11 protein-coding genes are annotated in these 22,201 nt (G+C 40.7%); 5 read left to right on the top strand and 6 right to left on the bottom strand.

From position 1 onward, the window contains the following. The first annotated feature begins 184 nt into the window (after positions 1-184). From ACTB0Y_RS02050 to ACTB0Y_RS02030, 5 genes are all read left to right on the top strand, one after another. Positions 185-1,696 (top strand): NAD(P)H-hydrate dehydratase, encoded by a 1,512-nt coding sequence (locus ACTB0Y_RS02050; RefSeq protein ID WP_463205125.1) that lies wholly within the window; start codon positions 185-187, stop codon positions 1,694-1,696. A gap of 102 nt (positions 1,697-1,798) precedes the next feature. Further along, positions 1,799-2,974 carry a DUF4831 family protein gene (locus ACTB0Y_RS02045; RefSeq protein ID WP_463205124.1) on the top strand — a complete coding sequence of 392 codons (1,176 nt, stop codon included), beginning with the start codon at positions 1,799-1,801 and terminating at the stop codon, positions 2,972-2,974. A gap of 114 nt (positions 2,975-3,088) precedes the next feature. Next, positions 3,089-3,964, top strand: a complete 876-nt coding sequence (locus ACTB0Y_RS02040) for an electron transfer flavoprotein subunit beta/FixA family protein (RefSeq protein WP_463205123.1) — start codon at positions 3,089-3,091, stop codon at positions 3,962-3,964. A gap of 33 nt (positions 3,965-3,997) precedes the next feature. After that, positions 3,998-5,017 carry an electron transfer flavoprotein subunit alpha/FixB family protein gene (locus ACTB0Y_RS02035; protein WP_463205122.1) on the top strand — a complete coding sequence of 340 codons (1,020 nt, stop codon included), beginning with the start codon at positions 3,998-4,000 and terminating at the stop codon, positions 5,015-5,017. A 14-nt stretch (positions 5,018-5,031) separates the two neighbouring features. Then, a complete protein-coding gene (locus ACTB0Y_RS02030) occupies positions 5,032-6,756 on the top strand; it encodes an acyl-CoA dehydrogenase family protein (protein ID WP_463205121.1) in 1,725 nt (574 codons plus the stop codon). 216 nt (positions 6,757-6,972) lie between these two features. Here ACTB0Y_RS02030 and ACTB0Y_RS02025 read toward each other — a convergent pair whose 3' ends face one another. Genes ACTB0Y_RS02025 through ACTB0Y_RS02000 form a run of 6 tightly spaced genes read right to left on the bottom strand, consistent with a single transcriptional unit; the run spans position 6,973 to position 22,199 of the window. Continuing rightward, a complete protein-coding gene (locus tag ACTB0Y_RS02025; RefSeq protein ID WP_463205120.1) occupies positions 6,973-13,392 on the bottom strand; it encodes a PKD domain-containing protein in 6,420 nt (2,139 codons plus the stop codon). Between the two features lie 53 nt (positions 13,393-13,445). Next, entirely contained in the window at positions 13,446-14,624 is a 1,179-nt protein-coding gene (locus tag ACTB0Y_RS02020; protein ID WP_463205119.1) for a hypothetical protein, read from the bottom strand. 8 nt (positions 14,625-14,632) lie between these two features. Then, positions 14,633-15,697, bottom strand: coding sequence for a porin family protein (locus ACTB0Y_RS02015; protein WP_463205118.1), 1,065 nt, complete (start codon positions 15,695-15,697; stop codon positions 14,633-14,635). Positions 15,698-15,703: 6 nt separating this feature from the next. Then, positions 15,704-18,790: an nSTAND1 domain-containing NTPase gene (locus tag ACTB0Y_RS02010; protein WP_463205117.1), complete on the bottom strand. Its 3,087-nt coding sequence runs from the start codon at positions 18,788-18,790 to the stop codon at positions 15,704-15,706. A 3-nt stretch (positions 18,791-18,793) separates the two neighbouring features. Continuing rightward, a complete protein-coding gene (locus ACTB0Y_RS02005) occupies positions 18,794-20,149 on the bottom strand; it encodes a hypothetical protein (protein WP_463205116.1) in 1,356 nt (451 codons plus the stop codon). 10 nt (positions 20,150-20,159) lie between these two features. Then, on the bottom strand, positions 20,160-22,199 hold the full coding sequence (locus tag ACTB0Y_RS02000; protein ID WP_463205115.1) for a SpoIIE family protein phosphatase: 2,040 nt from the start codon (positions 22,197-22,199) through the stop codon (positions 20,160-20,162). Positions 22,200-22,201: the final 2 nt, after the last annotated feature.

The raw sequence follows: 22,201 nt of genomic DNA, 5'->3' as shown, positions 1-22,201 counted from the left end.
TTGCATGAATTGACAAATATAAAATAATTTTTTGAGCGTCACCATATTTGTGAACTATTCGTTAAGTCATTTTTTCAATAAATATAATAGGTTGTATTATAGTCTCTTGCACCTTCTGGTAACGTATTGACAATGCCGTTTATTTTTGGTATTTTTGGCTAACTAAAGTTTAAGGGTATTATTTATGAAGATTTTCAATAGTCAACAAATACGTGAAATAGATAAGGCAACCATTCAGCAAGAGCCTGTTTTGTCCATCAATCTTATGGAGCGTGCTGCAAACCAATTGTTTGAATTTATAGCTGAAAAATTTGATGCTAAAATTCCAGTTACTCTTTTTGCCGGACCCGGCAACAATGGTGGCGATGCCGTTGCACTGGCAAGGATACTGGCCGATAATGGATATCCGGTTTTTTTGTGGCTATTGAAAATAGGAAAGAATCGTTCGCCTGATTGTCAAACCAATATCGATAGGCTAAAGGCTTATCAAAATATAGGCTTGCTAGAGCTTTCAGACCAGGATGAATTTCCGGCAATACCCACCAACCATTTAGTTGTAGAAGGTGTTTTTGGCAGTGGACTAACACGTCCTGCCGAAGGCTGGCCTGCCAAAGTAATCGATTTTATTAATAATTTACCCAACCCCGTGATGAGTATCGATATACCTTCAGGACTTTTTAGTGAGGATAATCGACAAAATTCCGGCTCAATTATAGCAGCTGACTTTACCATCAGTTTTGAGTTCCCAAAACTGGCTTTTCTATTGCCCGAAAATGAAAAATATGTAGGGGAGTGGCATGCAAAGTCTATTGGCCTGTTGCCCAAAGCTATTCATGAAACTCCAACCGCATATCATTATACGCAACCTGAAGACCTGCCAAAGATAGAACAGCGGAAAAGATTTGCTCATAAAGGCAACTTTGGTCATGCTTTATTGGTTGCCGGCAGTTATGGAAAAACCGGTGCAGCTGTTTTAGCCGCCCGTGCATGTATTCGTAGTGGTTCCGGTTTACTGTCGGTGCATATTCCTGAATCGTCGTATGAAATTTTGCAGGCAACTATACCTGAGGCCATGATTGTTATTGATGAAACCGAACAATTGTACTGTCGCAAAAAAGAGCTAAATAAATACTCAGTGGCCGGAGCAGGCCCGGGAATCGGGCAAAAAAAATCAATGCAGGATGGCTTAAAAATGTTGATTGATAGTTCTGTGAACCCGTTGGTGCTCGATGCCGATGCCTTAAATATCATTTCGCTTCATAAAGAGTGGCTGGAAAACCTTCCTGAAGGAACTATTATTACACCTCATCCCAAAGAATTTGATAGGTTATCTAATGCGCATAAAACACATTTTGAGCGTCTTGAGTCAGCCAGGGAAATGGCAAAAAAATACAGCATCAACATAGTATTAAAGGGCGCTCACACCGCTGTAGTGACCACTAACGGTGAAGTGCATTTTAATAGCACAGGAAATCCGGCCATGGCCAAAGGAGGTAGCGGTGATGTGCTTACAGGTATTGTTTTAGGGCTGCTATCTTCGGGTTATGACCCATTTGAAGCCGCAAAGCTTGGCGTTTTTGTGCACGGTAAATCCGCAGATTTGGCCCTGCAGCAGCAGTCAGAGGAAAGTTTAATCGCAACGGACATTATAGATCATCTCGGAATGGCATACAAAAGTATCAGGGAATTGCAATAAGTAAAGATTTGTACTTTATATTTGCATAAGCGAGAGCAGAGTTAAAATACACAAGCACCTCTGCCCAGCAGACATAAAGTTCACAACAAACCAGCAACCACAATGCATAGATTGTTTTTATATACCTTAATCATACTTTTTTTGGGCGGATGTAAGTCCAATGAAAAAGTTCACAAACCTTATGTAGAGTTTAACGCCGCCAATAAGGCACAGATGTCATATTTTTTGCCTAAAAATGTTATTCACATTAAAGTGTTGGTCGTAAGAGAACAGCAATTCAAAGGTCCTTATGCCGATTATGCAGGCGAATATCTGGGCATTGATGAGCAGATTGTAAAATATGACGATGTTAACTATAAGATTGCTGATGCTAAAATAAAACTGCTCGCTTATCCTGATCCGGCAGAGCAATATTTCATACATATAGATTCAAAACAACCAGTTAATATTAACCTGACAGAAGCAGGTATTCTTGCCGGGTTGAATATTAAAGATGTACAAAACATACAAAACCCAGATTTAACAAATTATCTGCCACCTGAAGCGAAGTTTGTTTTTACAGATCTTTCTGTAAAACCCATAGTGGATATCACAGAAGAGGTATCTTATGAGTATAAAAAAATAGACTCAGCCCTGGTTCGTGTACCGGTAGAAAAAGAGGTTACTGAGGTTAAGACCTTTCAGGAAATGGCCTGGGCGGCTGCCAAGTTTATCGCAACTTTACGAGAAAATCGGTTTCTGTTGTTGGCCGGAATTTCGGAAACAGATCAAATTCCTGAGGATGTTACAGGGCGGACCGAAGAACTTAACTTACTCGAAGAGAGTTATCTTGAACTTTTTACGGGGCATACACAACGCGATACTTTGATTTATAATTTTGTATATGAACCAGAACCAGGCATGGCGGAAGACGCCAAAGAGGTATTGTTCTATTTTTCCGAGGCCAACGGCATAACTCAAAAAACAGAGGGAATGGAGAATGATAAGCTATATGGACTGGGGGCACCTGTTTTTTTAAGACTGACACCTGAAATACTTCCTGAACAACAAGATAAGGCAAGGCTTGAGCTACTCCAGGCTAAAGGTATAGTTTACAGGATTGGCGCAAGAGCCCGTGCTGAGTTGCAAATTAATGACAAAAAACTGGCCGATGGATTTTTTCCTGTAGCCCAATGGGGAAAGTATTCATTTTTACCTTCAAACTTATTGTACGACACCTCACGCCAGGTGGTGTTCGATATCAAAACCGGTCAGTTGTTGAACATTTCGGAAAAATAATGTGCTTCAAAACCCGTATTTAGTGCCGTTTGCGAGCATTCCTTTCAAGATGGAACTGTTTAAAACCAATCATTTAATTATATTTGTCAAAAATTCAAACAGAAATATTTCGCCATGAGTGGATTAAAAATTATTGTACTTGCCAAGCAGGTTCCCGACACGCGTAATGTAGGGAAAGATGCGATGAAAGCTGATGGTACGGTAAACCGAGGAGCTTTACCAGCCATCTTCAATCCGGAAGATTTGAATGCTTTGGAACAAGCCTTGCGCATTAAAGATCGTGTAGCCGGCTCAACTGTAACGGTGCTCACAATGGGCCCCGGAAGAGCGGCTGAAGTAATAAGAGAAGGCCTCTACCGTGGAGCCGATAATGGTTATTTGCTCACAGATCGGGCATTTGCCGGTTCCGATACGCTGGCCACTTCGTATGCCATTTCTAAAGCAATTGAAAAAACCGGTCCCTATGACATTATTGTAGCTGGCCGCCAGGCTATTGATGGAGACACAGCACAGGTAGGACCACAGGTAGCTGAAAAATTGAATTTACCTCAGATTACCTATACAGAAGAGGTACTTGAAATATCTAAAAAGAAGATTAAAATTCGTCGCAGACTCGAACGTGGAGTAGAGGAAGTAAGCAGTACACTGCCATGTGTTATTACTGTAAATGCCTCGGCTCCTGAATGCAGGCCACGACATGCAAAGCAAACAATGAAGTTTAAGTATGCAAAAACAGTGACTGAATTGCAGGCTGCAAACGAGGATTATATTACATTGTTTGAGAATAAACCATATTTGCAAATTGAGGAGCTAAGCGTTAAAGATGTAGGTGCAGATGTGGAGTTACTCGGTTTGAGTGGTTCTCCAACAAAAGTAAAAGGCATCGAGAATGTGATACTTGAAGCCAAAGAATCCAGAAAGGTTGAAAATACCGATGCCGGCGTTGAAGAAATGATTAAAGAGTTGATCGAAAATCATACGATTGGCTAATCTGAATGTTGAACCTATTAAAACGCAATAATTGTGAATAGTGTATTTGTAATATGTGAACTGGAAGAAGGAAAAGTGGCCGATGTGAGCCTCGAACTTCTTACAAAAGGACGTCAGCTGGCCAATCAATTGAAAACGAAACTGGAAGCTGTTGTTATTGGAAAAGACCTAAAAGATGTAGAAAATCAGATATTTCCATATGGAACAGATGTAGTGTACAAAGCAGAAGATAAGCGCCTGGAGCATTATCTCACATTGCCTTATACTGCAATAATTACAGATCTGTTCAAAGAAATAAAACCTGAAATTGCCTTACTGGGAGCAACCTCACAGGGCAGAGACCTTGGGCCACGCGTGTCTTCTAAACTTAAGTCGGGTTTAACAGCAGATTGCACAAGCCTGGAAATTGGGTCGCATGAAGATAAAAAAGCGGGTAAAACATACGATCAGCTCTTGTATCAAATTCGTCCGGCTTTTGGTGGTAATATTATTGCTACCATCATTAACCCTGAGCACCGCCCACAAATGGCAACTGTTCGCGAGGGTGTAATGAAAAAAGAAATAGTTGAGACAGCGTACAAAGGGGAAGTTAAAAATATTGACGTATCGAAATCAGTGAAAGATGAGGATTTTGTTATCAGCATCGTGGAGCGTCATATGGAAAAACGTAAGGTGAATCTTACCGGATCGCAGGTAATTATTGCCGGTGGTTACGGAATGGGATCACCCGAAAACTTTAATTTGCTGTATGATTTGGCTGAAGTGCTTGGAGGAGAAGTGGCAGCATCTCGTGCCGCAGTCGATGCAGGTTTTGCCGGGCATGAGCGTCAGGTGGGACAAACCGGAGTAACGGTAAGACCAAAACTTTACATTGCCTGTGGTATAAGCGGACAAATTCAGCACCGCGCCGGAATGGAAAATTCATCCATGATTATTGCAATCAATACAGATGAAACTGCACCCATCAACCAAATTGCCGATTATGTAATTAATGGGGATGTGGCTGAAATTATTCCACGCATGATTAAAGCATATAAGAAAAATACGAAATAAAAAACCTGAGAATAATGGCTAATTTCTATACAGATAATAAAGATCTTAGATTTCATCTGGAGCATCCATTGATGAAAAAGATCGTCGACCTGAAAGAGCATAATTATGCTGATTATGAGAAATTTGATTATGCTCCTGCCGACTTTGAAGATGCACTCGACAACTATGAGAAAGTGCTGGAGATTGTTGGAGATATTTGCGCCAACACCATATCACCCAACGCTGAATCAGTAGATCAGGACGGCCCAAAAGTAATTGACGGCCGGGTGGAGTATGCCCGTGGTACTGCCGAAAACCACGAAGCATTAACCAAGGCAGGCCTCATCGGAATGTCATTGCCACGTAAATACAATGGACTCAACTTTTCTATGGTTCCTTATGTAATGGCCGCCGAATTGGTTTCACGTGCCGATGCTGGTTTTGCCAACATCTGGGGATTGCAGGATTGTGCCGAAACCATTCATGAATTTGCCTCCGATGATTTAAAAGATAAGTATCTGCCAAAATTTAATGAAGGTGCTACAGCTGCAATGGACCTAACTGAACCCGATGCCGGGTCAGATCTTCAGGCTGTTCAGCTAAAAGCTACTTACAACGAGCAAGAAGATCAGTGGTACCTCAATGGCGTGAAGCGTTTTATCACCAACGGCGATGCCGACGTTTCGCTTGTACTTGCACGCTCCGAAACCGGCACGGTTGATGGACGTGGCTTGTCGCTTTTTCTCTACGACAAAGAGGATCAGGCAGTAAATGTGCGCCGCATCGAAAATAAATTGGGTATTAAAGGTTCACCAACCTGCGAACTCGTATTTAATAATGCTCCGGCCCAATTAATTGGGTCACGCAAAATGGGACTGATCAAATACGTGATGTCGCTTATGAACGGAGCGCGCCTTGGCGTTGGTGCACAATCAGTTGGTATAGCTGAGGCTGCTTATCGCGAGGCGGTAGATTATGCTGCTGAGCGCGCGCAGTTTGGCAAAACTATTGACAAATTTCCTGCGGTATACGAAATGTTAACCAACATGGATGCCCGCGTTAAAGCTGTTAGAGCATTGCTTTATGAAACCACACGTTTTGTAGATGTGTATAAATCCTACACCCACCTTTCTGAGGAGAGAAAACTGGAGAAGGAGGAGCGTCAGGAAATGAAGCATTACACCCGTTTATCAGATGCTTATACCCCGCTGCTTAAACTGATTTCCAGTGAATACAGTAATCAGATTGCTTACGACAGCCTTCAGATTCACGGTGGTTCCGGGTTTATGAAAGACTACCCAATTGAACGTATTTACCGTGATGCCCGTATTACAACTATTTATGAAGGAACATCGCAATTGCAGGTTGTAGCCGCCATTCGTGGGGTAACAACCGGGATTTTCCTGAAACAAATCAGGGAGTATGAAAATGAATCCATTAAGCCTGAATATGAGCACCTGAAACACAAATTGATGGAAATGACTGCTGAATATGAAAATGTAGTCAGCATAGTAGAAGAATTAAATGACCAGGCAGAGGATGACGATTATATTAATTTACAGGCACGTCGAATGGTAGAAATGGCCGGTAATATTATTATGGGATGGCTATTGTTGCTTGATACTATGCGCGATGAAAGTTATGCCCAAAGCGCCAAAGTATTCCTGAAACTGGCCTATGCCGAAAATGCGCAAAGAGCTACATATATCAAAAACTTTGAGATCGAAGAAATGGGAATGTTTAAAATTCACAATGATTAATCTCAAAACAAGATAAAGTTAAAACGGACGGCAAATCATCGTCCGTTTTTTGTTTGCCTATTAATCAAGTTTAGGAATTGTGCCGAAATAACTTGACGTTTTAAACTTGTTCTTTTGCCCTTTAACTCCCTTGAAAATTCATTAAATAGCCCGCTATTCGCAGTATTTTCAAGTTGCTAAAGAACAAAATAACTTCGTTAAAACGGCTTACTTATTTCATTGCAATCCCTTAATAAACCGGCGAGTGTCAATTATTTTTTGGTTTTCTCTTATCTGCACCATATAAAGACCTGATTTTATATGAGAAATATTCATCGGAACTTTGTATATGCCGGGAGGTACCATTTTCTGCTCGACTAATTTTCCTGTAGTGTTGTAAATATTGATTTGCCCGGTTGATTGCAATTGATCTTTTAAGAGTATAATCATTTCATCGCTCGCCGGATTGGGGTAAATGATAAAACCATCCGATTTATTTATGGCAATAAGATTGTGTCCAATGCCGTTTTGGTTGGCTGTAGAATCATCTGTAGCGGCCTGATATATTTGCTGAGAAGTTTCATCTTGTATAAATACCACCGCATTTATTTTAGCAGGATCGTACACATGCTCAAATTGCCACGAAAAACTCATTTGTTCACTCTGGCCAGCATTCCAGTTTTCTGGCAGGTTGGTTCCTCCGGCATTGGGTAGCATTTTTCTTAATACACTCAGGAACTCAGTTTCACCATTTTCTCCGGTTATTTCGGTAATCTCATTTTCAATAATCAATATCTGTGCAGTTAAGTTACGGTTTGATAATCCCTGCAATGCTTTAATCTCAGCATTTACCTCAATTTCATTGTCGGTTTTAATGGTTTCCAGTTCTATCCGGAACAAAGGATCAAGCAGGGCTTGCTCGTCCAGTGTTTGTGCGTTATTCATAACTTGTGTTGTTGAAGTATGCATTACGTTTCCGTTTACTACTGCCCATGGCACGTCAGTAATGCCGTAATAGGTTGTCCGGGCACTCGGATCAGAGGGATTCTGGTCATTTAGTTCATCAAAACCAGGAAAGCTTGTGTGGTATTGAATATCTATAACATCAGACGATTTATCAGCCATTAAGGTGTTAAAGTCTGGGTTTACACTTGCACTACCCATGGAGGCGGCATTTGTAAAAGATTCTACTATTACCTGACGGCTGCGTTCTCCAAGCCAGATATTGTCGAATGCAAAGCCATCAGTATTGCCGCTATTATCAGAACCAAAAGATACACGGAACCTAACATTGGTTTTGCCAGCCAGCTGATTGAGTTTATGGCGCGCTTCTGTCCAGCCTGTATCAATGCCTGTCCATCCGTAGCTACCCACATTAAGGTTTCCTCCCGGGTTTCCTGGAAGCCCCACTCCATTGTACCAGTTTATCACGTCGTTCAGTCCGCCAATGTTAAACCAATCCGTTTCATCGACAATTTTAGCCTGCAGTACTGCACCATCCATATTTTCCTGTGTTGCACTCCATATATTCATCTTTATCATGGGTTTTTTCATGCTGCTAAAGTCAAAACATGGACTGGTTATCGATGATAGTTCATTATTATAGTAGCTGCCTTTTAGGTTTGTACACCAGCTGTTTACACCTGAATATGCCGAGTTTATAATTACGCCTTCAGGCGTACCAAATTCCCAGCTACTTGTTTGCATATTCACATCAATATTCCAACCGCCCTGCTCAGTTTCAAAATCTTGCAAATAGGGATAGTTTCTTACGTATGGTCTTATGTTGAGTGTTTTTATCAGGGAATCCTGACAGCCAAAGGCGCTGTTTACGTGCAGTATGACATCGTAGGTATTTATTTGGCTGAAATTATGATTTGGATTAACTTCTGTGGAGGTGGACCCGTCGCCAAATTCCCATAAAACCTGTGTTGTATCATCAGAAAGGTTAATAAATTGTGTTGAGCTGGTTCCGGCACATTCATTGTCCCATGCGAAGTTGATGCTTGGTCCGGAATTTAATTCAATTGGTTTTATCAGGTCCGCATTGCAACCATCTATTGTGGTAACCTCAAGTATTATTTCTTTATCGCCTCCAGATTCGTAATAATGATTGGGGTTTTGTAAAGTCGATGCATTATTTCCTGAAGCTATATCATCAAAGCTCCAGGACCAGGAAGCAATTGTTTCTTCTGAAATTGTAGTGTCATAGAAGAATATGGTGTCGGTTATACAATAAGATGATGTAGTGAATCCTACAACCGGCAGAGCAGATACTTTAATGGTTTCATTGGCTGTATTTTGACAACCAAAGTTATCGGTGTATGAATAGGAAACGATACCGGCCAGTGTTGCTGAATCCGGTCTAAGGTCCGCTGTCCCATCACTGTTGTCTATAAGGTTAAGTGCCGGCCCTGAATATGCAAAAACACCCGGGTTGTCGTTTGGAATACCTGTAATGGTTGAGGTTGCACTTCCTTCGCAATATGTATCGCTCAATCCACTGATGGATACCGTGGGCAAAGAACGTACCTGTACATTGGCAGGTGGGTCCAGGTATGCAACACAGTTGTTGGTATCGGTATATGTGTAAGTTATTTGATACGGACCTCCGATACCTGCGGAATCCGGGTAAAAGTATGCCTGTCCGTCGAGTGAGTCGGGATCATATATTCCATTTCCAAAGAAATATCCATCACCCGAGATAGAACCGTTTACTTCTCCTCTGAGGAGTACTGAATCATTGTTTACACAGTAACTTGATGCAATAGTTTCAATACTTAGTAGTGGTAGTGCATTAATTTGAATTACTCTGGTAAATGTATTTGTACAACCGTTGCCATCTGTATAGGTATAGGTTATGTTATTGTCCCCGATCAGAGTGGTAGAAGGCGTAAATGTGGCGGTATCTGTACCTGTAATATTGGGCCCTGTAAATGCGCCTCCGGTAGGTTCCCCTATAATCTGGATTGGACTGCCGTTGGGGCAAAGCACAGAATCGGATTCAAAATTCACGTTTGGGAGGGGAGCAACAGTAACATTTTGGCTATAGCTGTTTGTGCAACCATAATCGTCAGTGTAGGTATAGCTTACGGATCCTGTGTCGTTAATGTGATCAGGTCTGAAATTGGCCGTTCCATCACCATAGTTATTCAGATCGTTTGGATCTCCTACATATGCAAAGGTACCACTGCTGCTTTGCGGCACACCTGTAATTATTTCGTCCGGGGATCCAATGCAGTAAAGGCTTTCCAGGTTATTGATAGAAACGGTAGGCAGTTCCCTTACCAGAACCGACTCAGTGCTGGTAGCCAGGCAGTTATTGGCATCCGTGTATGTAAAATTGATGTTGTATGGCCCACCTATACCTGCGTCTGAAGGTATGAAATTCCCCAGTCCGTCATCTGCTGTATTATCGGTTATTCCAGCGCCTGAAAAGTCTCCACTTCCTACAAAACTTCCGGCTACTTCTCCTCTTAATGCTACGGTATCACCATTGATGCAATAGCTTGCATTTATGGATTCAATGCCAACATTTGCTACTTGTGTAACCTCAAATTGATGATCAAAAGTGTTTGTACATCCGTTTGTGTCAGTGACGGTATAGCTTATGGTGTTTATTCCCGCGATAGAGGAGGTGGGTGTGAATGTAACAGGATTTGTTCCCGAGAGGTTTGGTCCGCTAAAAGTACCACCTGAAGGAACACCAGTTAAACTCACAGGACTACCGTTTTCGCAATATTGGACTTCTGCAGCAAATGTTGGGGCTGGCAGATCGTGTACGGTGGCAATATTTATTGCGGTATCACTGCATACCGTTGATGCAATTTGGTAGATGTATTTAACAGTGTCATTTCCTATGCCTGCTGTTTCAGGATCAAAAATACTTACGTTTGTTATGCCTTTGCCATTAAAGCTTCCTCCATCAGGGTAACCATTAAGCTGTGTTGTGTCTCCGTCGATGCAATAATTGTCTTTGAGTCCGCTAAAACTTGTGATGTTTTTGATTTCGTGAATTTTTGCTGTTCTCACTACATCGAAAAGGGTTCCGCCTTGTTCAAAAGTATAAATAACGGTTATGTCTCCCTTGGGCGCAGTAGCAGGATCGATAATGGCTGTTGTATCATCGACGGGTATAAGCCAGCTTTCTGCCTGAAAGCCACATCCGATACAATTGACCGTTCCTCCATCTTCTGGTTGGCCAATAATTATATCTGGCTGTGCATAATCGCAATAATATGGCTCAAGGCTTATAATTGACCCTCCGGGGGGTACCACATTCACTGTATTTGTGGCTGTGCCGGAACAGTTATTGGCATTTGTATATGTGTAATTAATGGTGTGTGTTCCGTCTCCCGCGCTTGAAGGGTGAAATGTGCTGTCGCTGGCAATGATGCCGGGGCCTGAAAATATGCCGCCGTAAGGCGTAGCCCCGGTGATGGTATCAGCAGGTGCATCATTACTATAGGTTGTTTGTGGCATTGTGAACGAAACATCAGGTGAAGGATTTACATTGATGTAGAGTGAGTCGGGGACACCGATACATTCTTTGCTGCTAAAAACAAATTTGGGAGTTACCTTTATTTTTGCATTAATTTGGCTTGTGCCTGTATTTTGCGCTGTAAAAGTATTAATATCATCATTTCCGCTGGAGGTAAGGCCAATAGCCGGGATGCTGTTGGTCCAGTCATACGTGGTGGTCCCAACAGAATTGTTTGTGCTGAAATTAATGTAGTTTGTTGTTTCACCATTGCATAAAGTTTGGTCGGTTAAGGCATTGACCTGACCATTGGGATTAACAGTAATGTCGAAGGTTTTTGTGGTGCTGTTGCAGGTTACAGCGTTGTTTGTATATTCCGGATAGATCGTTACAGTAGCTGTTTTTGGTGTGGTGCCTGTATTGGTGGCAGTAAATTCTGCAATATTTCCATTACCGCCTGTTCCGAAACCTGCTTCTGTGGAGCTTGACCAGGAGTAGGTGGTTGTTCCACCGGTGTTTGAAGTGCTAAATACAATTTCGGGAACTGTTTCTGAATGGCAAGCTATTTTGTCGGTTATATCATCGACCTGCGCCGATGGGTTTACTGTTATGGTGAAGTTTTTAGGCGTTGTGGCGGCGCAACTAATACCACCGTTTTCAAAAGTTGGCGTAACTTGAATTGTAGCGGTTGTAGGAGCCGTTCCATTGTTTATAGCTGTAAAGGACTCAATATCGTTTGTGCCGGACGACGCAATACCGATTGAATTGTTATCGTTGTTCCATTCGTAAGTAGTTGTTCCTCCACTGTTATTGGTTGTGAAATTAATGGTGCTTGTATTGTTGCCATTGCATACGGTTTGGTCCAAAATATCATTGACCTGCCCGTTGGGATTTACATCAAAGCTGATGGAATCGGTATTTACACAACCTGCATTGGAAGTCAATTCATAATAATATTTTACGGTAACGGGGCTGCTGGTCGAATTGGTCAGTGTTTCTGATATGGTGCCTGTATTGCTCGAAGCAGCTTCATTTATTCCGGCAATATCTTCCCGGTGCCAGGCAAAAGAGGTCACATTTTGGCTACTTGACGGGGTGTAGCTAAATACTGTCCCGGAGCATATCGGATCCGGGAATTTGGTGCTGGAGAGCTCAGGTAGCGGTCGCACTGATATAACAACATTGGAAGAATGGCTTTTTGCACCATCAGTTACTGTAACATAGTAGGCTGTGGTTTCGGTAGGCGAAACGCTTAGGTCCTCGGTGTTTGTATAAGTGCCTGAAGGAATAGATGACCAGGCATACGAATATGTTCCGGTGGCACCTGAAGGATTAGCATTCAGGGTAATGTTTTCACCCGGGCAAATATCGGTGTCTGATGCTGTGGCATCTGAGAGTAGCGGCACATTGTAGACAGTTACGGGTGTTGTATTGTCTAAATCAGTTGCGGTAGATGCAGCATTCCAGTTTTCTGTTGCGTTAATATTGTATGTTGTGCCATCGGAGGCTGCAGTGCCTTCGAGGTCAAGCAGATCATCTACGCCGGATTTATCATCGCCCTCTAAATATATAGTGAAACTTGTAGAGTTGGTAACTTCCAAATCAGATGTTGATGTGCCAAGCGTGTAGGTGTTATTGTTAAAACCTTTAATGCTAAAATGACTTACATTAATATCATTATTTGAAGTTAGGTCAGAGGCCAGATGGGTACATGTAAATACAAACTTTCCCGTATTGTAGTAATATTCAGCAGCTGTAATTTGCGGGGCTGCAAAATTGGAAACAGTAATAGCTATACCATCCTGGTAGTCAGAGCCGGCTTCATTCCAAAGTGTGTCTACTATGAGTTCATAGTCATCAGAAAAAGATGAGGTAGTGCCATCCTGATCAAGTATAGCATTCATATAAGCTCTGTCTATGCCTCCTATATTGAGGGTTACAGAATTTGGTCCTGCATCACCTACCGGCGTTGCATTGGTTAGGGTGTAGGTTGTAGCATTGTAACCTTTGATGGTTATTCTGGTTGGGAATACGTTTTCGTTTCCGCTGCTGTTAAAACTTGACCCGTTTATGGTAAGTGCTCCTGTGTTGGAATTATATGCTGCATCTGTAATAGTTTGTGCAGAAAGTGTATTCCAAACAAGTAACCCGCTGATTATGAGTAGAAATGTTTTCATAGTAGCTGTTTTTTTATATCATAATGTTTAACGACATTATGCATGGTTTTTAGTTAATGTTGCTCCAGGTCTTTGTTGACCTTGATAAGTGTAATCATACTGTTTTCTGCATGGTTTGAAGCTCCTGTAAAGATGAAGCCTCCATCAGAGGTTTGGGTAAGAAAGTTGGCCCACTCAGAGGCTGTACTTCCGTATGTCTTTTCCAATATCAGGTTTCCCTGATCACTGATTAATAACAGGTAGGCATCATTACTACCATTTCCGTAACTTTCTGTGCTCCCGGCAACGGTATAGTTTCCATCTGTTAGTTGTACAATACAATTCCCGGTCTCTGTTTCTCTTCCTCCGAAAGCTTTGCTCCATTCGATGTCATGAATATTACTTCCGGTTTTAACAACAAAAACGTCAGAGTCACCGGCTCCCATGCTGTTGGTTGTACCTGTAAATATGTAACCATCATTGGTCATTTGGGCCGACTGTCCAAAATCATCCAGCTCTCCGCCAAAGGTGCTGCGGTCAATAGGCACTCCATTGGCATTGACCTCAAGGGCCAGCATATTGGCAGATGCCTGCCCTGGCTCAGCAAAGCTCTCACTGGTACCAAAAAGAATATACCCGCCATTGTGGCTATTACATATTGAGTTGGCTTCATCCAATTCCGGCCCGCCATATGTTTTTGTCCACAGGCTATCTCCGGTGGCCGAAATTTTTAGCAAAAATATGTCATGTTGCCCTGCTGTGTTAATAAAACCGGTTAACATATATCCACCGTCACTGGTTGCAATTACATCTTTTATTTGTTCATTATTTATACTGCCATAGGTTTTTTTCCATAGCACATTTCCATCAAAAGAAATTTTAGCTGCCAGCGCATTGGTTTTATTAGTGTTAAGCATTGTGGTAGTGCCTGCAAACAGTATTGATTGATCTTCTGATATGCAAAAAGATGATCCGTAGTCGTTTAAAGAGTCGCCTATTACAACCTGCCAGACTACATCGCCCATGCTGTTGATTTTAAGTGCATACATATCGGTTAGTTCATTCTCATCGCTTACAGATCCGGTTAAGAAGTAACCACCATTTGTGGTTTGCAGAACCTTATGACCTTCATCGCTATAAGAACCGCCGTAAAGCCGCATGAAGGATTCTTTATTAGCAGTTTCACCTGAATCATCTGTTTGACAGGATATGGTTAAAAGCGCAATGAGTAAAATCACAAATATTTTTTGCATGAGTCAAGCTATTTTTTTCGGTTGGGTTTATAGAGCATGTACATATATCCTATGCTTATGGCATAGTTGTTCAGTCTTCTGTCGTCATCAATATAATAGTAGATATAATTGAGTTCGGAGTTGCTGTATCTTTTATCTTCATTCACCTGATTTAGCAACCCATGGTAGTATCGGCCAGAAGCAAAGAAATATCCGTGTGGAATTTTATACCTTAAACCAATTTCTGCAAATAGAGAAATATTGAGTTTTTGTCTCATATCGGTAAGATCAATGTCGGTGCCTGATACGGGTTGCTGTGCATTGTTTGTATATGTTCTTTCGGGTGTTCCTGTAGCGCCCATAAGAACTTCGGTAGAGATCCCCAGGCTAATATAGGGATGCCACTTTTTAATTGGATAAATAAACGATCCTGAAAAAGGCAGCACAATGTAATCCTGGTTTTCAGAAATGGTGAGTGTGCTGTAATCAAGTGCCTTTTCTGTATACCGGAAAGTATGTCTCACAAATCCCGGTGTAGCACTAATAGCTATATTTTTATAGATGGGTCTGCTGAATTTTATTCCAAACTGGAAACCGGGCGATTGATATTCATAATGGGTTTCGCTTGTGCTGCTTATGGTATAGCTTTTTATTACAGTAATATTGCTAAAATTAATTCCTCCATAGCCACCAATCGACAAATAGGGTAAGGTTTCAAATTTATTGTAGAGGCTTAAGAATTCGGCAGGTTCATTGTTTTCAGAAGGTTCATATTCCGGATGAAACCTAAGGAATTCCAGCATTTTTTGAGATGCCTGGTTCAGGTCCTGATTAAACAAATGAGCATTAATTACCAATTTATAACCCCTGATTTTTTCTTCTCGTGAAAATCCTCTTTCTATGCAGCTTGCCAGCATTTCCGGTATTTCTTCTATTCGGCCTTCATCGTAGGCTTTTTCTGCTGCTTTAAGTGTTTGTGTGCATTGGTATTGCGCTGAAGCGTTGTATGGCAACACTGTAAAACTCATTATCAACAAGGCAAGCGGCAAATATAGCCTGTGTAATAAGTGTTTATTTTTGATTTGTGCAGTCATGTTGACTTATTGTTTATAGTGTTCAATAGTATTGATATACGGAATATCTTTTCCTACATATGTTTCCCATTCTTTTTGGGTCATACTGCGCTGAATGTGAGGTAAAAGCTTATTGGCCATGATGTTGCAATCCAGATCCCAGCGTTTGATGTTGGAGTCTACATATGAGGTAAATAATTCGTTGTCATCGTTGTTGAATAATAATGCCATACCCCACGAACTGTAGTCTCTTATTAATAAGGGTGTTTTGTCGAAATTCTGTGTCTGGTAAATGCGTGCTGTACCATCGAATGCTACCGAAGCAAGATATTCATTGTTGTGACTAAAGGCTATGTCGTTTATTCTTGCATTGTGTGCATTGAGTTCTTTAGAAAGCATGAGATCTTTGATTGTGAAAATTGTAATTGAGCCTTTTTTTCCGCCTAAAGCGAGCAGGCTGTCGTTGTTGCTTATGGTGCCGGCATAAAAAGTTTTTGGGCCATTATAGAAAGTATTTTTTTTGTAATTTGTTAGATCTAACATTATTGCAGCTGGCTGATTTGTTAAACAGAGCAATTTATTCATGTGGTGAGCCAGTTCCATATCCCATATTTGGGCATTTTCTTCCATTTGTTTTCGATCGCCCGAAAAAATATTATTTATGATAATTGTACTGTCTGTGCTCGATGAAATGATGGTTTGGTCGTCGGCAAATATTAACGAGGTAATAATATTTTTGTGTCTGTATAAAACGGAATCTTTCTGACTATTCAAATCAACAAGACTTACATTAAAATGGTCATCAGCAATGGCCATCAATTGTCCGTTGGGGCTAAAAGCAACATCTCTGATTATCTCATCGTTAGCATATATTTTATCTCTACCTTTTAGGTTGTCTTGCAGGTTCCATTGCATGATGTCGCCGTCGCTGCCTGCACTATATAATTCATTGTTGTTTGAAGGCTTAAATTTTAATGCTCTTACAGCATCTGTATGACCTTTAAAAGTGTTAAAATCAGGGTTGTTTTTTGCTTTTATAGCGTAGTAAAGGCCATCATAAATATCGGGATTAAACAAATCTCCACCATATTGCCTATTGAATTGAAAGGCCTGATAAGCCAAAAGTGCCTTGAGGTCCTTTTTCTCTTCCATTTGTGCAGATTTAACAGCCATGGAGCGAGCAATAGAGAGCATTCGTAGCTCTTTGGTTCTTTCTTGTGCTTGTTCGGCTTTGTTTTTCTCAAACAGGGCTTCCTGCGATTTTTTATCGGCAATTTGCTTTTGTTTTTGAGCTTCCTGGGTTTGCTGAGTTGCAATTTCTTTTTGCCGATTTGCTTCTTTTAGGTTAGCTACCGCGATTTTTCGTTGCATGTCTGCAATTTTCGTTTGTTCGCGTGCTTCTTTCTCATTTTTTAAAGCAATTTCGCGTTGTTCCTGCGCCTCTTGCTCTTTCTGAAGGGCAAGTTCTTTTTGTGTTTCAGCTTCTTTACGCTGTATTTCTGCCTCTTCTTTTTGTTGTTCTGCAATAATGCGCTGCTTGTTGGATTCAGCCTGCATGGTTATGGCATACACCATAAAACCCAGTGAAATAATTGCCGCCGAACCAAGCACTATCGCGAATATGCGTGATCGTCTAAGGGCTTTCTTCTGCAGGCGGATTTTGTTTTCTTCTTCGGCAAGGTGCGCTTTTTCACTGGTTTCGAGGTAAACCATAGCCCGCTCGAATGCCGGAGAAAAGCGTTTGGCCCATGTTAGGGTTGGTTGTTTTTCTTTACGCCAATTAAGGGCCAGCTGCAAATCAGGCGGGCGCCATAATCCAATTTTGCCTTCCTGGTACATGGCGGCTGCTTCTGAAAGACGCATGTACATTTGAATGGCCATTGCTTCTTCATCTACCCAAACTTTTAGCTTGTCCCAAATACGCATTAAGCTTTCATGCGATATGTCTATGATTGATGTCGATTTGAGCGTCTTGTCGGCAGATGTCAGGAATGACCGCCCGGGTGCCCTGAAATGTTCTATAACTTCTATAACTGTAGCTTCGTCAGCATTGGTTATGGCGGCAATTTCTTCTACGCTGGACGGGTGCCTGATGCCTCTGTTGTCGTTTCCCCTTTCTGTAAGGGTTTTGAACATGTTTTCGCATATTTCTTTTTCTTGAGGCGATAGTTCATTGAAAGCTTCATTGGCGTGGTTGGAGAGTGCTTTCTCCATACGTCCAATGGAATCGTAATGCACTATATCCAGTTCATCCTTCCCTCCCGAATGTTTCATCGAGAAGTCCCAGGTGCGCATTAAAGCGTGTTGCAGAATCGGTAGCTGGTCGGGATTATCACCAAGGTCGTTGAGGAGTTCATTGACCAGTTTTTCTGATATTTTTCCACCACCAACAGCTATCGGGCCTTTTATTGCTAACCTGAAATTGTCCCGGTTCATTTGCGGAATTAGGTAATGGCTGGTGTTAATCATGTCGGTTAGCTCTTGATATTGGGCGCATTCGCCAATAAAGTCTGAGCGCATTGTCATTACCACATATATGGGCACATCTGATTGTTTGATGGCGTTGATGATTAACCTGACATAGGCAAAGGATTCGTTTACAGCATTTTCATTGCCAAACTTTTTTCTGAAGCGGAAAAGCTCTTCAAATTGGTCGGCTAAGATGAGATAATTTTGGTCATTTTTACTGCCTGTTTGTTTAAGGGCTTCTACCAAACCTTTTGAACTGCTTTCCAGAATTGCCCTTATAAGCTTCGGGTTATAATTGTTTTCGGAATTGTCTTGTGCGCTGTTTTTGTTAACCCGGGCTATTTCTTTAGCCAAATTTCCAATGGGATCGTTACCCGGCCGCGATAAGATTATTTTCCACTTCGAACCTGCTTCTGTAATAAAGCCTCCATAAAGAATTGGTACAACTCCACAATACATCAGTGATGATTTCCCGCTTCCGGAGGAACCAACTACTGCCACAAATTTGTTTTGTGATAAATTGCTCAATACTTCCTCGCTCTGACCTTCGCGCCCAAAGAAGAGATGGCTTTCGGACGTAGAAAATGGTCTTAATCCTGGAAAGGGATTGAACATTTTGCTGTTATTGTTAGAACGTGGGCTCATATGCTATAATTCAGTTTTGCTAATCAGATTTTTGGCTAACCCGTTAAGGGCTTCTTTTTTGTTTTCCACAATTTCGAATTCTTTTTTCAGTTTTGTATCAGGTTTTGTGCCCGGCTCTAATAGTAATATTCTGTGCATTATTGGGGCTTTACGGCCCAGTCCTGTAGCTTTAATAATATCTTTCTTTTTACTTTCGAGCCATTCCGGGTAATTTTCGTTATAGAGTAATATTACACTATTGCAAATAATCAGGCTTTGCCAGTGATGAAAAAGCAGTTCTTTTTTGTTTTCAGCAATCAGCGTATCTATCACTCTAATGTTTTCAGATTCGAATTGTGCTTTTATTTCCCTAATTTTATTTTTCTGGTGTGGATGATAGATTAGGTATGCGATATTTTGCTTGGTGCCATTGAGTTTAATTGGGTTTTCTTTTTCTTTTAATCTGTGGAGTAAAATGTCTTTGAACGTTTCTGTAGGGATTTGCACAATTTCGGCCCCTGGCAAAGCAGTATTGTCTCTTTTAAGTTTTTCTATCAATAATCTTTGGTTCTCGTCTTTTATAAGCAAGTCTTCCGGTATCCATATTAAGCGGTTTTCTTTTCCGGTTTTTTCACAATGCCCGGCAGCTATGTTGTTTTGTAAGGTAATTATATCTTCTCCGTCTGCGTCTCTGGCTTTTACACCGCCTATTATGTGTACAATTATATCAGCTTCTTCGCATGCCTTTTCAATTTGTTTTTTTGTTTCATCTGGTGTGAGTTTTTCCTGGCCGACGGTAATAACCCCATAACCATTGTGTTGTAGTTCCCTAATTAAAGCGTCTTTTTTATCTTGCATGTCGGGGCCTGTTTCGGCAATAAAAACCCGGTGCTTGCTATCTTTTAAATTTAAATTGCATTCAGGGCAAACGGCCATAGAGAAATCTACCAACTTTAACCAAAACGATTTTTCCGACACATAATCATCCTGATTGCTAAGGTCGATTTGGCCAAATGGGTTTTCCAGATAAAAATTATAAGGTATAGCACTTAGTTCATCTTTATCTGCTGTTTCGGTATTGTCGGTAAAAATTAGCTTGTAAATGGTTTTTGATGTGTTTTTTTCAAGCTTTTGAATTTGTTCTATTTCTTTGCGGGCATTTTTATCGGTATAATAGCCTGATGACACCACCATTAAAATTGTATCTGCCTGTTCGATAAATTGAGTTTTATTTTTATCGAAACTTGTTACAATATCAATATTGCTATTCATATAGTTTTCTAATAGCAGTTTGATAGTATTGGAGAATTTTCTAATCCAGTTTTCAAATACCAATTCACTTTGGGTGGCACAACTCACAAATATTTTTTGTGGATTCATAATCAAATTTTTATAGTTTTAGTCCAACTACCAGTATGTCATCTACTTGTTCTTCGTCTTTCATCCAGTTTTTGATTGTGATATCTATCTCTTTACGCTGTTGTTCCAGGGGTAGCCCGTGCACTTTCAGCAACAACTTTCTGAAGTTTTTAGCAAGGAATTTTCGACCTTCCGGACCACCAAATTGATCCTGATATCCATCAGAAAACATGTATATTATATCCCCGTCTTTGACGTCAATTTCGTGGTTGGTAAAGGGATGTTCTTTCCGATAAATTCCAATGGGCATCCGGTCGGCTTTAATTAGCTCTATTTCATTATCTCTAATTAACACTATTGAATTATTTGCTCCTGCACAAACCAGTTTTTTCTTTTCAGGGGCATAAATACACAGGCTCAGATCGATACCATCTTTTTGTTCTTTTTCTTTACCGGTTTGCCGTAATGATTTTTTGATGTATTTTCTTAAGCGATCGAGAATTTTAGCTGCATCATCAGAGCGGTCAGGGGTTACAATTTCATTTAGTGAAGAAATACCCAAAAGGCTCATAAATGCTCCGGGTACACCGTGTCCGGTGCAGTCGGCTGCCACAAATATGCGTCTATCTTCAATACGGCGTGTCCAGTAAAAGTCTCCGCTTACAATGTCTTTGGGTTTGAAAAGTACAAATGAATCAGGGAAGCTGTCTAATAGAACTTTTTCAGGTGGTAAAAGTGCTTTTTGTATTTGCTCAGCATATTTTATACTGTCGGTTATATGTAAGTTTTGCTCCTCTATTTTTTTGTATGCTACCTCTATTCGTTGGTTTTTGTCTGCAAGTGCATCGCGTTGGGCTGTAATTTCTTCTTTTTGCTGCTCAATTTCTTTGGTGCGGTCTGCTACTCTTTGTTCCAGCACATTATAGTACTCTTCAATACGTTCAATCATTTGATTAAAGTGCTTTGAAAGTGTGGCAATTTCGTTGCTGCCTTCTATAAGTGCCCTGTCGCTCAGGTCTCCTTTTGCTATGCGATTTACGTTTTCAACAAGTCGTTTGATGGGAGTTGTAATTACTTTTGTTTTGTAATAAATGATGATGATTACCAGCAATATGGTTACTAAAGAAATGCTGATTGATTTGACGAGTTCATTAAAGAGAATTTGCTTATCTCTGCTTCGGTCTGACACTATTTTGATGACTGATTTTTTATACAGGTCTGTGTTTTCCCTTTCCATATAGATGTATTCATAGTAAAGGGCCGATGTGTCGGTTTGTACTTTTATGGTATTGGTATCTTTACTTGCAAAGGTTTTCCGAAGCATTATCGAATCTTGTGAGCTTATGGTGTTGTTTGTAAGCGAAAAGGGTTTTTCCTCGCTTATAAATAAATCTACGGAAATAATATTGGCTTCCTTCTCGGCAATGGTTCTCAAAATATTTTGAATTCTGGCTATAAGCTCATCAGCTCTGGGAGAATAGGCACCTAGCTCTATAATATATTGGTTGTCGAGCGTGGGATGATAAGTAAATTTTTTAAGCCTTTTGGTTGAGGCTTCAATGGCAAATCGCTCACTTACGAACTGGCCTTTGTCAAAAATATTTAAAAGGTATTGTTTGTGATCTTCGCCAAAGTCGAAGAAGTTGAGGTTAAGGTCTTTGTCAAAAGTTGTATTAACCACTTCACCCTGCCTGTTTATGACATAGATGTCATAATAGTCGGAGTCCATGCCAAGCTCTTTTCTGATAGATTTTAAATTGGCTTGCTCTAGGTTTTTTGTGTTGGCAAAATACTTTTCCACTAACTTGTAACTAAACGCTTTAAGTACTTTGTTCTTTTGCTCTTCAATTGCCTCTAGTCCTACATCCTGAAGTTCCATGATGTGTTTTATTTCATTGGATATGATGTAGTTTTTGGTTTGATTTGCCTCACGCAGAATTTTTTGAGTTTGATAGTAATTCAAACTTGCAAGTACCACAAGTGCAACAACAACTGGAAATATAACATTTAAAATCAGTTGTTTAAAAATTGTTGTGTAGCGTCTCCTTTTTTTGTTGGTTTTTGTATTCATAG

Source organism: Salinivirga sp. (genome assembly GCF_055145285.1).
The sequence above is the reverse complement of the archived record's forward strand: the minus strand, read 5'-3'. Positions and strand labels throughout refer to the sequence as shown.

What these genes read in the sequence shown, in the direction of transcription:
- ACTB0Y_RS02020 (WP_463205119.1), bottom strand. Translation starts at nt 14,624, where the DNA reads ATGCAAAAAATATTTGTGATTTTACTCATTGCGCTTTTAACCATATCC.
- ACTB0Y_RS02045 (WP_463205124.1), top strand. Translation starts at nt 1,799, where the DNA reads ATGCATAGATTGTTTTTATATACCTTAATCATACTTTTTTTGGGCGGA.
- ACTB0Y_RS02005 (WP_463205116.1), bottom strand. Translation starts at nt 20,149, where the DNA reads ATGAATCCACAAAAAATATTTGTGAGTTGTGCCACCCAAAGTGAATTG.
- ACTB0Y_RS02015 (WP_463205118.1), bottom strand. Translation starts at nt 15,697, where the DNA reads ATGACTGCACAAATCAAAAATAAACACTTATTACACAGGCTATATTTG.
- ACTB0Y_RS02010 (WP_463205117.1), bottom strand. Translation starts at nt 18,790, where the DNA reads ATGAGCCCACGTTCTAACAATAACAGCAAAATGTTCAATCCCTTTCCA.
- ACTB0Y_RS02000 (WP_463205115.1), bottom strand. Translation starts at nt 22,199, where the DNA reads ATGAATACAAAAACCAACAAAAAAAGGAGACGCTACACAACAATTTTT.
- ACTB0Y_RS02030 (WP_463205121.1), top strand. Translation starts at nt 5,032, where the DNA reads ATGGCTAATTTCTATACAGATAATAAAGATCTTAGATTTCATCTGGAG.
- ACTB0Y_RS02025 (WP_463205120.1), bottom strand. Translation starts at nt 13,392, where the DNA reads ATGAAAACATTTCTACTCATAATCAGCGGGTTACTTGTTTGGAATACA.
- ACTB0Y_RS02050 (WP_463205125.1), top strand. Translation starts at nt 185, where the DNA reads ATGAAGATTTTCAATAGTCAACAAATACGTGAAATAGATAAGGCAACC.
- ACTB0Y_RS02040 (WP_463205123.1), top strand. Translation starts at nt 3,089, where the DNA reads ATGAGTGGATTAAAAATTATTGTACTTGCCAAGCAGGTTCCCGACACG.